15 protein-coding genes are annotated in these 14,530 nt (G+C 62.7%); 1 reads left to right on the top strand and 14 read right to left on the bottom strand.

Translation table 11 applies throughout. From position 1 onward, the window contains the following. Positions 1 to 38 precede the first annotated feature (38 nt). Positions 39 to 2,537, bottom strand: coding sequence for an EAL domain-containing protein (locus tag KAK11_RS18595; protein ID WP_210810866.1), 2,499 nt, complete (start codon positions 2,535 to 2,537; stop codon positions 39 to 41). 150 nt (positions 2,538 to 2,687) lie between these two features. On the opposite strand from KAK11_RS18595, the gene KAK11_RS18590 reads away from it, so the two are divergent. Further along, the gene (locus KAK11_RS18590) at positions 2,688 to 3,476 is read left to right on the top strand and encodes an SDR family oxidoreductase (RefSeq protein WP_210810865.1); all 789 of its coding nucleotides are present in this window, start codon (positions 2,688 to 2,690) and stop codon (positions 3,474 to 3,476) included. 101 nt (positions 3,477 to 3,577) lie between these two features. Here the strand turns inward: KAK11_RS18590 and KAK11_RS18585 are convergent, their stop codons facing one another. The 13 genes from KAK11_RS18585 to KAK11_RS18525 all read right to left on the bottom strand — a co-directional run. Next, positions 3,578 to 4,207, bottom strand: coding sequence for an NAD(P)H-binding protein (locus KAK11_RS18585; RefSeq protein ID WP_210810864.1), 630 nt, complete (start codon positions 4,205 to 4,207; stop codon positions 3,578 to 3,580). 2 nt (positions 4,208 to 4,209) lie between these two features. Then, positions 4,210 to 4,596, bottom strand: a complete 387-nt coding sequence (locus KAK11_RS18580; RefSeq protein WP_210810863.1) for a VOC family protein — start codon at positions 4,594 to 4,596, stop codon at positions 4,210 to 4,212. Positions 4,597 to 4,618: 22 nt separating this feature from the next. Further along, entirely contained in the window at positions 4,619 to 4,930 is a 312-nt protein-coding gene (locus KAK11_RS18575) for a hypothetical protein (RefSeq protein WP_210810862.1), read from the bottom strand. A 90-nt stretch (positions 4,931 to 5,020) separates the two neighbouring features. Further along, positions 5,021 to 5,644 (bottom strand): hypothetical protein, encoded by a 624-nt coding sequence (locus tag KAK11_RS18570; protein WP_210810861.1) that lies wholly within the window; start codon positions 5,642 to 5,644, stop codon positions 5,021 to 5,023. Positions 5,645 to 5,680: 36 nt separating this feature from the next. After that, positions 5,681 to 6,010, bottom strand: a complete 330-nt coding sequence (locus KAK11_RS18565) for an antibiotic biosynthesis monooxygenase family protein (protein ID WP_210810858.1) — start codon at positions 6,008 to 6,010, stop codon at positions 5,681 to 5,683. 137 nt (positions 6,011 to 6,147) lie between these two features. Further along, positions 6,148 to 6,804 carry a pilus assembly protein PilP gene (locus KAK11_RS18560; RefSeq protein WP_210810856.1) on the bottom strand — a complete coding sequence of 219 codons (657 nt, stop codon included), beginning with the start codon at positions 6,802 to 6,804 and terminating at the stop codon, positions 6,148 to 6,150. Between the two features lie 67 nt (positions 6,805 to 6,871). Next, positions 6,872 to 7,255, bottom strand: coding sequence for a hypothetical protein (locus KAK11_RS18555; RefSeq protein ID WP_210810855.1), 384 nt, complete (start codon positions 7,253 to 7,255; stop codon positions 6,872 to 6,874). Between the two features lie 87 nt (positions 7,256 to 7,342). Continuing rightward, a complete protein-coding gene (locus KAK11_RS18550) occupies positions 7,343 to 8,185 on the bottom strand; it encodes a hypothetical protein (RefSeq protein ID WP_210810854.1) in 843 nt (280 codons plus the stop codon). A 387-nt stretch (positions 8,186 to 8,572) separates the two neighbouring features. Then, entirely contained in the window at positions 8,573 to 10,816 is a 2,244-nt protein-coding gene (locus tag KAK11_RS18545) for a GH92 family glycosyl hydrolase (protein WP_210810853.1), read from the bottom strand. A gap of 29 nt (positions 10,817 to 10,845) precedes the next feature. Next, the gene (locus tag KAK11_RS18540; RefSeq protein ID WP_210810852.1) at positions 10,846 to 11,805 is read right to left on the bottom strand and encodes an alpha/beta hydrolase; all 960 of its coding nucleotides are present in this window, start codon (positions 11,803 to 11,805) and stop codon (positions 10,846 to 10,848) included. 3 nt (positions 11,806 to 11,808) lie between these two features. Beyond that, positions 11,809 to 12,726 (bottom strand): IolE/MocC family protein, encoded by a 918-nt coding sequence (locus KAK11_RS18535; protein WP_210810851.1) that lies wholly within the window; start codon positions 12,724 to 12,726, stop codon positions 11,809 to 11,811. Next, positions 12,716 to 13,525: a phytanoyl-CoA dioxygenase family protein gene (locus tag KAK11_RS18530; protein ID WP_210810850.1), complete on the bottom strand. Its 810-nt coding sequence runs from the start codon at positions 13,523 to 13,525 to the stop codon at positions 12,716 to 12,718. Before KAK11_RS18530 ends, KAK11_RS18535 begins: the two co-directional genes overlap by 11 nt. Next, a partial coding sequence (locus KAK11_RS18525; protein WP_210810849.1) for an alpha-amylase family glycosyl hydrolase occupies positions 13,522 to 14,530 on the bottom strand: 1,009 nt, incomplete at its 5' end. The genes KAK11_RS18525 and KAK11_RS18530, both read right to left, overlap by 4 nt.

The following is a 14,530-nucleotide window of genomic DNA, read 5'->3' as shown; positions in this document are numbered from 1 at the left end:
GACGGGGACATGCAGGCCCATATCGGCCGATCCCGTCCTCAGCTTGAGCACGATTCCAGCGCTCGCTCGCGCAGCACCTGCTCCAAGGGCTCGGGCCGGTGCAGCAAAAAGCCTTGGGCAAAGTCGATGCCGATGTCGCCCACCCGCTTCAACACCTCAGGCTTGTCCACATACTCGGCCACGGTCTTGACGCCCACCACGCGCGCGACATCGACAAAGCAGCGCACGGCTGCATCGTCCAGTGGGTCGTCGATCAGGTCTCGGATGAACTGGCCATCGATCTTGATCAGGTCCACCGACAAGGATTTCAGATAGCCGAAGGACGACGCCCCGGCGCCAAAGTCATCCAGCGCAATGCGCACGCCCAAGGCATGCAATTGGGCAATGAACGACGCCGCTTCGACCAAGTTGGTGATGGCCGCCGTCTCGGTGATCTCTAGGCACAGGCAGCGGCACACTTCGGGGCCTGCTGCGGTGAGCATGTCGATGGCACGTTGGTGGAAGGCGCGGTCGCCGACGGACTGGCCCGACAGATTGATGCACACCATGTCGATGTCATTCAGATGGGTCTGCTGCCTGAGTTGCGCAATGGCTTGGCGCAAGACCCAACGGTCGACCCGACCACTGAGGTGAAAGCGCTCAGCCGCGGGCAAAAAGGCCCCCGGCAGCACCACGCCGGCCGACTTGTCCATCAAGCGCAGCAAGACTTCTAAGTGCAAGCCGCTGCCATGGCCTTCGCCAATGGGCGTGATGGCTTGGGCATAAAGCACAAAGCCATCCTCATCCAAAGCCTGCTCCAGCCGCGTGGCCCATTGCATCTCGCCCTGGCGCAGGCGCATGGCTTGGTCGGTGTCAAACCACGCGTGCACCCGGTGCCTGCCCGCCTCTTTGGCTGCATAGCAGGCGGTGTCGGCGGCCTGCATCACGGCGGTGGTGTTTTGCCAGCGGTGGTCCAGCGGCACCAAGCCGATGCTGGTGCCGATGCGGAAGCGCCGCTCGTCATGCGTGAAGCGGAAGTCCTCCATGCGCTCGCAAATCTGGTGCGCGACGCGCTGCGCCTGCTCTACCGTGCAGTGCTCCAGGATCACCGCAAACTCATCGCCGCCCAAGCGGGCCAGGGTGTCGCGGGTGCGCACGGTGTCGGTCAGTAGCTTGGCCACTTGCTGCAGGAGCTGGTCGCCGACCATGTGGCCGCAGGCATCGTTGACCAGCTTGAACTGGTCCAGGTCGATGTAGAGCAAGGCGTGTTCGCTGTGATGCTCTTGGACGCGCTGCAGCAGCCGCCCCAAGCGCGTCTCAAACTCGGCACGGTTGAGCAAGCCCGTCAGGGTGTCATGCATGGCACGGTAACGCATCTCGCCGCTGAGCCGGCGCTGCTCCGTCACATCATGGAAGACCAAGACGGCGCCCAAGACATGGCCATGCTCGTTGCGGATCGGTGCGGCAGAGTCTTCGATACCGTAGGCCATGCCGCTGCGTGAGATCAAGACCGTCTGGCTGGCCAAGGAGACCACCTCGCCGCGCCGCAAGCAATCCGCCACCGGGTTGGGCGCGGGCTGACGGGTTTGCTCATGCACGATGTAGAACACCCGCTCCAAAGGCAGGCCCTGGGCTTCGTTGGAGATCCACCCGGTCATGCGCTCGGCCACCGGGTTGAGCCAGGCGATGCGCCCTTGCGCGTCGGTGGTGATGACCGCATCGCCAATGGAGCGCAGCGTCACCCGCAACAACTCATGCTCCTGCGCCATCCGTGCCGACATCTCGCGCAGCGCCGTCACGTCTTGAATCGCACCATGCAGGCGAACCATGCGGCCCGCTTCGATCTCGGCGGCTCCCACCATGCGAAACCACAGCAGTCGGCCATCTGGGTGGTTGAAGGGCAACTCAATGTCCCATCCCTCGCCGGTGGTCATGGCCTTGTCGATGGCCAAGCGAATGCGGGCCCGGGAGGCGGTGGGGTAGAGGGCCAAGGCCTCTTCCAGCGTGGGCGCCACGTCATTGGGCATGCCGTGGATCGCGAAAGTTTGTGGAGACCAGGTCAGGCGGCGGCTGGCCACCTCCAACTCCCAACCTCCGACAGACGCCAAGGCGCCGGTGCGGTGCAGGAGCTGCTCACTTTTGCGCAGCGCCTCTTCTTGGACCTTGCGCTGGGTGATGTCGCTGCGGATCGACAGGTAGTGGGTGATCTGGCCATCCGGGCCTTTGAAGGGGGTGATGACGCTGTCCACCCAATAGAGCGAGCCGTCTTTGGCACGGTTGCAAATGTCGCCCCGCCAAGACTCGCCCTGCGAGATACGGCGCCACATGTCTTCAAAGAACTCGCGCGGGTGCTGATGCGAATTGATCACCCGATGGGTCGCCCCCAACAACTCCTCTCGGCTGAACTGACTGATGGCACAAAACGCGTCATTGGCCTCCACGATCACCCCTTGGGCGTCGGTGATCGACACAATGAAATGCGTGCGCAGCACATCCAACAAAGCCGTTGGCACCTCTGGGCTCAGGACAAACGCAAGCGGCAAAGGCTTGTTCGGCATGGCTTCTCCGTCATCGGCAGCAGATTAACGATTATGGTCCCGCGCACGAAACCCCACCCGGCACTCAGGCCTCAATCCATGCCCTTGCTGGCGCCGCAGCCCAGGGTCCCTTGCACCCATACCCCGCCGAGCCCGCCTTAAGATGGCGCCATGAACTTGAACATCAACGGCAAATGGGCGCTGGTCTGCGGCGCCAGCAAGGGCTTGGGCCGGGGCTGCGCCGCAGCCCTGGTGCAAGAGGGTGTGAACGTGGTGATCACCGCGCGTGGGGCCGAGGCGCTGCAAGTCACCGCCGCCGAGCTGCGCGGCCTGAACCCCGGCGTGCAGGTGCAGGCGGTTGTGGGGGACATCACCACCCCGGAGGGCCGAGCCCAGGCTCTGGCCGCCGCCCCGCAAGTGGACATCTTGGTCACCAATGCGGGCGGGCCACCGCCGGGCGACTTCCGGCAATGGGGCCGCGAGGCCTGGATGGCCGCGCTGGACGCGAACATGCTGACGCCCATCGAGCTGATCAAAGCCGTGGTGGACGGCATGGCAGAGCGCGGCTTTGGCCGCATCGTCAACATCACTTCGGCCGCCGTCAAAGCGCCCATCGACATCTTGGGGCTGTCCAACGGCGCACGCTCTGGGCTGACCGGCTTTGTGGCCGGCCTGGCCCGCCAGCCCCAATTGGCCAGCCGCAACGTCACGCTCAACAACCTGCTGCCCGGCCCCTTTGACACCGACCGCCTGCACGCCGTGATGAACGGCGAAGCCCAGCGCAGCGGCCGCCCGCTGGCCGATGTGATGAGCGCCCGCGCAGCCCAAAACCCCAGCCGCCGCTTTGGCCAAGCCGCAGAGTTTGGCGCCACCTGCGCCTTTCTCTGCAGCGCCCATGCGGGCTATATCACCGGGCAGAACATCCTCATGGATGGCGGGGCGTATCCGGGGACGTTTTGACAAAGCCTGCGCAGGCCTGCATGCAAAACATGCAAGAGCCCACCTCAGACCTCAGAGCGGGCTGTGTGTTGCCAAGCCCTCGTCCGCTGCGCTGACCAACGCTACAGCGCGTCGTTCTCGACCACCGACTGCCCCGCAGCGGGCCGCAGCGCCGCCTGCAACAGTGCCCGCGCCACGGCCTCGGTGCGCACCGCGCGATAACGCGCCGGAATGAGTGGGCGGGCCACGCGGGCGAACCACAGGCCCAGGGCCTCGCCCGGCCGGGAGTCGGGCCGAGGGCCGCCATCGAGCAGCGAAGGCCGCACCACCGTCAGCGAGGTAAAGCCCAGGGCAGCCAGGGCGTCTTCGGTTTCGCCCTTGGTGCGCAGATACAGATTGCCGCTGCTGGCCGCTGCCCCCAGAGAAGAGTTCAAGGCAAAGGTCGGCGTGCCTGCGGCCCGCGCCAGCCGCGCAGCGGCCAGCACAAAGTCATGGTCCACCTCCCGGAAGGCGGCGGGCGAGCCGGCCAGCTTCAGCGTGGTGCCCAGGCAGCACACCACCGCATCCGCCGCCCACCAGTCGGCCTGCGGCAAGGCTTTAAAGTCAACGATGGGGTTGAGCAGCTTGGGGTGGGGCGCCAGCGGCCTGCGCGTGGGCGCCACCACCCGGGCCACGGCTGGGTTGGCCAGCGCCTGGGCCAAAACTTGTTGGCCGACGAGGCCGGTGGCGCCGAGGAGGAGGAGTTGGGTCATGCTCAGCCAGGCACGTGGCACACCGCCTCGATGTTGTGGCCGTCTGGGTCCAGCACAAAGGCGCCCCAGTAGTCGGGGTGGTAATGCGGGCGCAGGCCGGGGCCACCGTTGTCGCGGCCACCTGCCGCCAAGGCGGCGGCATAGAAGGCGTTGACCTCGGCGCGGGTGCCCACCTGAAACGCCACATGGATGGGTGGGTGGTTGGGCGTGCCTTGGCTGATCCAAAAGTCCGGCTTGGGGGCCACCCCAAAACCGGCCGCATCGGTGTGGCCCGTCACGCTGGCCGGGATGTCGGCCAAAAGGCTGTAGCCAATGGGCGCGAGGGCCTGGGTGTAGAAGGCTTTGCTCTTGGCAAAGTCACTGACGTTGACGCCGGTGTGGTCGATCATGATGTGGCCTTTCAGAGCCTGATCAAGGCTTGGTGACGGGCTTGAGCGGCGCCTGTTCGCAATAAGCCTTGAAGCCCGCCGAGGTGTTGGCAAAGCCCTTGGCGCTGGCCAGCTCCCACGAGCGCTCGCATTGCTGGGTGTGGCCGCACCACTGGTAGCCGGCAGAGCCGATGCAGCCATTCGCGTCGCGGTCCCCGCCCACCTTGACAGGCTGAGGCGCAGCCGGGGTCACGACCACCACTTTGGGGCCGGTGGGCTCGGGTGGCGCCTTGCTGCTGCAAGCAGCCAGAGCCAGCACTGCGGTGGCGAGAGCGGAGGTGGTGAGAGCGCGCATGAACAAATTCCTCAACGTTGGAAACAACTGCCGCACAACACGCGCCGCACGGCGGCAACCTGATGTTGTGCGTCGGTGTGAGCCGACATGTTAAAGGCCATTGCGAGCGAGACGATTCAAGCGAGTTTGTCCTAAAGCAATCAGGGCTGCACTTGCGCCCCCTGCTCGATTGGCGTCTTTAACGGCGTCTCGCTCGGTGACCCATCGGCTTACATCCGCGTCGCTGAGTGCAGGCCGCAAGCAAAAGTTTGGCAGTGGGATGGGGGCAAGGCAGGTGCGGAGTTGAACCAACTGGTCTTGCAAGTCGGTATCCTCAGCCCAGCGTTCGTGAGTAGCCTCAGCCATTGCAAGCCGAATCAGCCAAGCGTTGTGCGGATAGGCCGTCGGCGATACCGACGAGAGATGGTCCAAGTAGTCCTTGCTAGGTTTAAGGGATGCCAACCAACCCGCAATGACAATGCCGCGCCATGAGTACTGCCCTGAGCAAAGGTCCGCCAGAACATTCACATTGAACGCTGCCAGGTACTTAAGCAACACATAGTGATGGTCCAGCGGCTGGTATCGGACGCGTGGGTACTGCGAGAGAACCCCTTTGAGCTCAACAGCATCACGAGCTAATTTTGCGACGTGCCTCTTCGCGCCAGGCACGTCCATGACCCGCATGTACTGCAGATCAGCGATCATGCGCACCACATCGTCGTGATCGAAATGCATGCCGTGATTGTTGCCGTTTGAAATGATGGGAGGTCCTTAAGCCGCCCCTTCGATGGGAGCGCTGGTCAACGAGGCGCCGCGGACGGCCTGATAGTGCAGCACGACGGGAAGCGGCTCGTAGAAGTGGTGAAGCAGCCTCTTCCATTCTTGGTACTCGGCCGATTGCCGGAAGCCAACTTCATGGTCATCGAGCGTTTGCCAGGTCACCAGCAAGATGTACTCACGAGGCCGCTCGATACAACGCTGCAAGTCGTGTGACAGGTAGCCTGACATGGACAAGATGATGCGTTGAGCTTGCAGGAACGCAAGTTCGAACTGGCTCTCCTGACCAGCCTTTACCTGCAGTGGCGCGACTTCAGGAATCATGCTCTACCCCTTCCTCTGCGGCGGGCGAGTCCTCCGCCGGTCGTTCAAGTTCACTTTGGCACGGCGCTGCTCGTTGGCGAGCAACCGTGAGCGCTTAGCAGGCGGCGAAACCGTCCGCTGCAGTGAAGGGTTTGATGTCACTTGACAGGTAGAGCCGATCGCCTTTCGTTCCACTCGTCGTTTTCATCTTGCACGATCTCCCTCAGGTCAATCTCAGAGCTTGATATGCGAAATATCCTCCCGAAATCTTGCCCCAGGTAATCACCTTCTTTCAGGCGCCAAGCGACGCCGTCTGGTGAAACAACGATCGCTTGAAACCTACCACCTTGACCGAGAATAGCACCTACCCGCAGGGAGTCGAGTGGAAAGAACTCGAGCGGCTGGCATATGCGCAGCCGATGGGGAAGCATGGCTTTGACTGCCGCCTGAAGATCTGGATATCGATACGGGCAATTGTTTTCGCGCGGTACTGGGAGGGCTACTTGTGGCTCGGCCGGATTTTCACCAATCTGAATTGCCTCCGCATCGCGTTTTACGACAGTGCTTAATAGGGAAGCGAAGTGAGCAAAGAATACTTCCTCGCTCCGATACTCCCCTTGAACGTTGATCTGCTGCTCACCTAGCTTCGGGTCAATGAATACTTTTTTGCCAAGCAAATCTGCTGAGAACCTGAGCACGACAGCCGCTTTGACGTTGTTTGCGCGCACGTAGATCGGCGCGGTTGTTTCCGATCCCCAGGCACTGGAACAAGCCATGAGTAAGAGAACGACAGCTTGGAGGAAGAGGAGTCGCATGGTGGGACCTAACGTGGAAGCTCAGCGGGCGACGCACCCGTCCGATGCAATGACGGGTCGAACCGACTCATCGCACGTCGAACCGAGAAATGCGGAACTCAACCGCGCCGTCACACGGAACCTCGCCAACGTCGATCCGGAACCCGAGCACTTCAATCAGCCCCAGCGACTGATCGACAACGCGAGCAACGCCCCTATAAGCATACTCGCCGACCTTTTCCAACCGCTCTACAGAGCGTTGGCATTGAATATCCTCCGGCCAATCAGCCAAATAGGCAGATTGCAATTCGGCATCCAAAACAGATAGCGCGCAATCCACGTAGGCGCCGGGAGCCAATTCGCATTGCCAGCAAAACGCCTCGATGACGCCCTGCGCACTCCGCAGCGTCACAGTCGCACTGTCAGACCCAGGCGTGAATGGCGCAACTCGTTCAACGAGCAGTCGTTGCATATCGGTTCAACGTTTAGTTAACCGGCGGAAAACATGCTGGCACAATGAAATGAAGCCAGCATGTTTGGAGTCCGGTTGAACGCCATGTTAGAAAACGGCTTCACCAGTAATGCCAGTATGCATTAACTCATAAATATCCATCAATTCATGGCAAGCAAAAATTGCTGAGTTGTGATTTTCCGTGTAGCTAGGCTTGCCATTTTCTAAGGTTATATCAACGCCATTAAGAATCAGGGATTGACTTTTCCCCTTGTGAACCCCTAGGTTATGAATTGTATTTCTTTGGTTTCTATAAAAATTCAGAAAAATGCGTACCTCATCTAACCTATCTTTTTGAATTCCAGATTTAGATAAAACGTAATCTATTTTTTCAGCGCTGGATACATAGAAGGTAACTTTTTTGATTTGCTCCAAGATCGAAGCCTTCTTGTCACCGTCACTACTTTCGGAGTATTTGCAAATCAACTCAACAAGTTTTCTTTCTTTTTTATCGCTTCTTGGTTTTCTAAGCAATAACCTTTCATATAGCTCCTCGACATGTTTTTCAAAGGAGGAAAATGTGCTTACTTTGAAATCAAGTAAATTTGATCCGATGATAAAATCAGTTCTGTTTGCAAACAGGTCTTGCAAATCATCTTCCGCATATTGCAGTCGTTTAAAATGCTCATCGCTATAGTGACTATTCTTAACCTCTTCGATTAATTTTGTTAAAGGCCCTCTTTCAAGTAGAGATGCGGTTATTTCATCATTTATTAAATAAATAAGAAGTGGGTCGATTTGATCGGAAATTGCAGTGAAAAAATTACTATGTAACTCGCCGCAAGCTTTACCTTGGCGCAAGGCCAAGAACTGCCCCTTCAGCAAGGCCTCGCCCTTTAATACCAATAGGTTATATATTCTCTCTTTGTTGTTTTCGTCGAGTTTATTCACTTGTGGGTACATGAACTATCACCGTTTTCTAACTTTTTTATGTGGCGACAGATGCCTGTCGCCCGAAAAAACCCTGTCGCCAGCAACAGGCCGGGTAAGCAGCCTCTAAGTGCTTGTCGCTGCAGACGTATTGCGCTTTGAACTGGATAAACATGCAGTATTAACAGATCGGCATTTTGGCGCAGGGCTGGGCAGCACTATATCCCCGGGTGGTCACTTTGGGACACGTTTTGAAGGGAGGACGGCTGGGCAGTAACCCTCGGAATGAGCTGGGCTCACGCTGACCTCCTGCAAGCCATCTGCGCCGGAGCGGCGGGGCGGCCAGTCATCCCAGCGCTCGGCCACTCAAACTGCTGCGCGTGACTTCTCGCCTCCAACTCGCCCCAATCACCTCGCCACCCCAAACCGCAGCGTCCGCGCCCCCACCAACTCGCTATGCGGCACCCGCTCAGCCGCCGCCACCGGCCGGCCATCCAACAGCGCTTGCAGTCGGTGCGCCCGGCCACGCATCGCAGGCGCTAGGGCTTCAGCCGGCGCGGTCAGCGTCAGGGTTTGGGTGGGCCCCAACTGCAGCGTGGCTTGGCGCACCAGGGGCAGGCCCAGGGTGTAGTGGGCTTGGCCGGGGGTGACGGGGTAGAGGCCAAGGGTGGCAAAGACCAGCCAGGCGCTCATTTGGCCGCAGTCGTCGTTGCCGATCAAGCCGCGTGGGCCTTCGCGGTAAAAGCTCTGGGCGATGCGTTGCACCAGGGCGTGGCCCTTCCAGGGCGTGCTGCTGTAGGCATAGAGCCAAGCGGCGTGGTGGCTGGGCTCGTTGCCGTGGGCGTTCTGGCCGATCATGGCTTCTTGGCCCAGGTGTTTGTTGTCGCCAGCCGCGGCGCGGCTGAAGTAGGCGTCGAGCCAACGGGCCAGGGCTTGCTCGCCGCCCATCAGGCGGCGCAGGCCTTCGGGGTCGTGCAGGGCGGGGGTGAGGGTGTATTGCCAGGCATTGGCCTCGGTGTAGTCGCCGGGGTTGTTCAGCGGCGAGGTGGGCGTGTCGGGGTTGAAGGGCTCGCGCCAGCGGCCTTGGCTGTCTTTGCCGCGCATGACTTGGGTGCTTGCATCCCAGAGCTGCGTGTAGCCGGCCTTTGCGCGGGCGGCAAAGCGGGCTTGTGTGGCCGTGTCGCCCAAGAGGGCGGCGGCGCGGGCCACGGCGTCGTCGCCATAGCCCAGCTCCAGGGTTTTGGAGACGGACTCGCCCGGTTCTTTGTCAAAGGGCAAGTAGCCATATTGATCCAGCAGGGTCCAGTCGCGCTGCGCCCATTCGGGCGCATGGGTGCGGGGCCGGGTGCTGGTTTCGACCATGGCTTGCAGAGCCGCGCGATGGTCAAAGCCTTTAAACCCTTTGGCCATCGCGTCGGCGATCACCGGCAAGGCCGGGTTGCCGATCATGGTGTGGGTTTCGCGGCCCCAGGCCGTCCACAACGGCAAATAGCCTTGTTGGGCATGGTGGTCCAGCAGGGTTTGGACCATGCCGTCCACCCGCTCGGGCGCGATCAGGGTGAACAGCGGGTGCACTGCGCGAAAGGTGTCCCACAGCGAAAGGGTGCTGTAGTAGTGGCCGCTGCGGGTTTGAAGCACCTCACCGCGCGGGCCACGCACGCGGCCGTCGGCGTCGGCGATGTCGCTGGGGTGGATGAACACATGGTAGAGCGCGGTGTAGAAGATGCGCTGCTGGGTGGCGGGGGCCTGGTGGAGGCGGATGCGGCCCAGGTGCGCGTTCCAAATGGCCTGGGCTTGCTGGCGCACGGCCTCAAAGCTGGCGACGTTGTCTGCCGCCATATTGGCCCAGGCGCCGGCCACGTCCACGGTGGAGAGTGCCACCTTGGCCTGCAGCACGCGGCCGCCCTTCAAGTCAAACGTGAAGACTTGGCGCGGAGCGCGCTCGCCGGGGCGCAGGGGCAGGTCAATAACGCTGTGAATGGGGTGGTCAAAGCGCACAGCGGCAGAGGCCTGGCGCTCGACCCAGTTACGCGAATGTACGGTGAGCTGCCACTCGCCTGCCTCGGGCCGCAGCGCATGGTCAGCCACAGACAGCACGCGCTCGGGTTGGCGGCCATCGGGCAGCTCGCCCATCACAAAGTTCAGGCCATGTTGGCCGTCCACCAGCACCTGCACCTTGCCGCCGCGCGCAAAGGTGTAGCGGTGCCAGGCCACGCGCTGGGTGGCGCTCAGCTCCACCGTCACCTGGGCTTGGGGCAGGCGCACGCGGTAGTAGCCGGGCCGGGCGTGCTCACTGGCGCGGCTCTTGGCCAAAGAAAAGTCGGTGGTGGCGGCCGTCCAGGGCTGGCCTTGGTGGGGCTGCAGCAGGATGTCGCCCAATTCGGGGATGCCGGCGCCGCTGATGTGGGTGTTAGAGAAGCCGCGAATGCGGGCGTCGGCGTGCTGGTAGCCACCGCTGTAGCTCCAGCCGCGGTCATTCGTGTCAGGGCTGGGGGCCACCATGCCAAAGGGCAGCACCGCCCCTGGAAAGGTGTGGCCGGTGCCCTGGGTGCCCACAAAGGGGTCGACCAAGCGGGTGAAGTCGGTCGCGGCAGCGCCTGGCTTGGCCTGTGCGGCCTGCGCCGAGAGCACCGATAAGGCCGTGAGCGCCATAGCCGCCGCCCCCCACCAGCGGCGCAGCATCAGCGTGCCCCCCACAAGAACAGCAGCGGAATCTCCAGCCGCTCGGCCCAGGCCTTTTCGTTGTGGCCCGTGCCTTCAAACACGCGGGTCATGAAGTTGGCCTGCGCGCCCTTCTCGGTATAGCCGCGGTCGCGCACGATCTGGTTCACAAACACTTGGTAAGGCGCATAAAGCGCGTCCAGCTCGGTGGTGCCGTGGTCTTGGTAGAGGCGGTGGCTGGCGGGGTCGGCCAGGTGATCTCGCAGATAGACATAAGCCGCCAGCGGCATGTGCGAGTTGGGCTCAAAGCCGCCAATCCAGTGGGTGGACAAACCCGCCGCACGGCCAAAGACCTGCGGGTACTCGTTCATGGCATAGACCGAGATCAGCCCGCCCATGCTGGAGCCCATGATGGCCGTGTGCTCTGGCCCGGTGTGGGTGGGGTAGCGCGCGTCGATCAGGGGTTTGAGCTCTTGCACCAAGAAGCGCAGATAGGCGTCGGACTGCGGCTTGTTTTGAAGGCCCTTGCTGATGAGCAGCTCGCGCGCCTCGGGCCGCATATGCGCCAAGTACTTTTGCGGAAAGTACTCGCTGTGGCGGTACTTGCCGTTGTTCCACACGCCCACCACCAGGGTGGGCGGCAAGCGGCCTTCGCGCATCAGGCGGCTGACGGTGCGGTCCACATTCCAGGCCTGCTTGTTCCACGTGGTGCGGGCGTCATAGAGCATTTGACCGTCGTGCATGTAGAGCACGTGAAAGCGCTGGCCGGCGGCCTTCAGCGCCTCGAAGTTCTCGGGCAACCAGACATCCACATGGCGGGCGTCCACGTGCTGCGAAGCCACGTTGGCCAGACGCTCAACACGGCCCGATTCGGGCTGGGGCAAGGGTTCAGGGCTGGCGGCCATCGCGGGCGCGTTCCAAGTGAGAAGCAGCGCTGCAGCGATCAGGGCGCAGCGGCGCGTCAGAGTGGTCAGGGGCATGCATCACCTTGTGGGTCTGTTAAAGGTCAGTTGAGCCTGAGCTTGGACGAAGCAATCTTGGGCCAAGCGCCAGAGTTGGGCGGCGTCCGCATAGCGGTCGGTGGGCTCGCCCGCCCAACGGGCTGCGCTGTGGCCGGAGCGGCTTTGAGCATAGTGCAGCCACAAGTCGCCCGCGCGCATGGGCAGCAGCTCGGCATTGAAGCTCAGTACCTCGCCGGGCTGGGCGTGTTGCAAGAAGCCCAGACAGCAGGCCGTCCACAGGGCGCGGTAATGCGCTAGGTAATCACCGGCCTCGTCCAACGCGGTTTGCAGACAACCGCTGTTGCCGATGCGGCCATGCAGGGCGCGGGTGCGCTCGAAGACAGGGGTCAAGTGCGCCATACGCTGTGCAAACTCGCCGCCATAAGTCAGCTCATGTCCGCTGTACCAATGGCTTAAATCGGCGGTAAAGCGCAACTCAGGAAAGCGCTCCACCCAGCGCAGCGTGCGCCAGATGTCTTGGGTGGCGGTGGCGCGGTGGGTTTCCACCCACAGTGGGTGGCCGTGGCGGGCCTGCGCGTTCAGCAACGCATGGGCCAGAGCGTCCATCTCGGCATCGCTCTCAAAGCCGGTGCCCACATGCAAGGTGGTGAACTCCAGCCCGGCCGCTTGGTGGCGGCGCGCCACCTCGTCGGCCTCCTGCGGCTGGCGCACGCGCGCCATGCCGGTGGCCCGCAAGCCCGCCGCCTGGGTGGCGGCCCACACAGCTTCGTCGCCCCAGCTTTGCACGGCCTCGTGGCCATCCTCACGCAGCATCTGCAATTGCTCGGGCAGGCTGGCGCGCCAACCCAGGGAATCGGGCGGCAAGGCCAGCAGCGTGCCCAGGTTGATGTCGCGCCGCAGACGCGGCGCGGGCAGTCCTTGAGCCAGGTCAGCGGGCATAAACCACCGGGTTCTTGCGGCTGGCCGCCAACTCACCCGGCTGCACACCCGGGCACCACTGGGCCGCGTCGTTGGCCTGGATGGCATTGAGCGCCGGCACCAGCCGCATGGCGGCGTCCATGTAGATGATGGTCATCACCGAACGCGGCAGGGCGGAGCGGTTGGCCCCGGCTTTGTGGAAGGTCCAGCCCAGGTGGAAGCTGACCTCGCCCAGCTCAAAAGCACCGCTGCAAAACTCAAAGCCGTGACGGGCCATGTTGGCGCTGATTTTTTCTTCGCTCTCGTCGCTGATGCCCAGGTCGCGGCCAAACTCCACCGACTGGCTGCGGGCATAAAAGCCCAGCGGGCCCATGTCCTCAGGCACGGCCTGCAAGGGGATCCACGCGGTGATGGTGCGGTCGCTGTCCAAGGGCCAGTAGTACTGGTCGGCATGCGCAGGCGTGATGCCCCCGCTGGGCTCTTTGTAGAGTGACTGGTCGTGATAGAGCCGCACACCGTTCACCTCCAGCAGTTGAGCCGCCAAACGGCCCAAGCGCTGGCCCATCACAAAGCGGCCCACCAGCGGGCTGTGCTCCCACAAGTTCATCACCTGCAGAAAAGCTTTGTCATAAGTGCTGCGCTCTTCCAGCGGGCGCTGCTGGGTGTTGAGCTCAATCGTCAGGCGCGTGATGGCTTGGCCAAAGTGGGCCAAGGCGGCGGGGCTCAGCACGTCTTTGAGCTTGATGAAGCCGTCGCGGCGGAATTGCGCGATCTGCGCGTCGCTTAAGGGGTAGAGGCTGTCGATGTCCAGGTCACTCATGATGGTGTGGCGGTGGTGGAGACGGGGCCAATCCAAACGGCCCAGGGTTGAAGCAGGGTGCCGCCTTCGTGAGGCGCGCTGCCTTGCCACGTCAGCGCGGCGGGCCCATCAAGGTTCAGGCGGCACAGCGCGGGCGTGGGGCTGAGGTTGAAGACGCACACGAGTTCATCCGTGCCGTGCTGGCGGCGCAGGGCCAGCACCTGCTCGTCTGCCTGCATCACCTGCACATCGCCCCAGCGCAAAGCGGGGTGGGCGCGGCGCAGCGCGATGAGGCGGCGGGCCCAGTGCAAGAGGCTCTCGGGGTCGGCCTCCTGCTGGTCCACCGCCAGGGCGCGGTGCGGCGCCCACAGCGGCAGCCAAGTGGCGCCCTCGGTGTGTGAGAAGCCCGCATGCGCAGCCTCCGCCTGCCAGGGCATGGGCGTGCGGCAGCCGTCGCGGCTGGGGATGCGCGGGTAATGGGCGATGCCAAAGGGGTCGCGCATGTCGGCGGGGGCAATCTCGGCTTGACCCAGGCCCAGCTCCTCGCCTTGGTAGAGAAAGAGCGTGCCGCGCAGGGCCATCAGCAAAGCCAAGCATTGCGCAATGCGCAGCGGGTCGCCCTCGGCCCAGCGGCTGGCCACGCGCGGCGTGTCGTGGTTGGACAAGGCCCAAGAGGGCCAAGCTTGGGCGCCCTCGCCCTGCTGCCAGGCGTTCAGCATCTCGGCCAAGGCGGTGGGTGTGGGCTGGGGGCCTAACAATAGGAATGAGTAGGCGGTGTGCAGGCGCTGGGTGCCAGCGGTGTACTCCACCATGCGGGTCAGGTTGTTGGCCGAGCCGATCTCCGCCACAGTGAATGGAGCCCCTCGCCTGACGGGTACGTCAGTCGATCCCCCGAGGGCATGCGGGCCAGCTTGGGAGCGGCCCGGCGCTCGGCCCGCCTCTTCCGTTGTGAACTCGTCCATCAAAGCGCGAATGCGCTCCAAGAAAGGCAGCGTCTGCGGCTGGCAGATGTTGAACAGGTGCTGC

The organism is Ideonella paludis (genome assembly GCF_018069865.1).
Lineage (GTDB): Bacteria > Pseudomonadota > Gammaproteobacteria > Burkholderiales > Burkholderiaceae_C > Ideonella > Ideonella paludis.
This window is presented reverse-complemented; position numbering and strand designations above follow the sequence as displayed.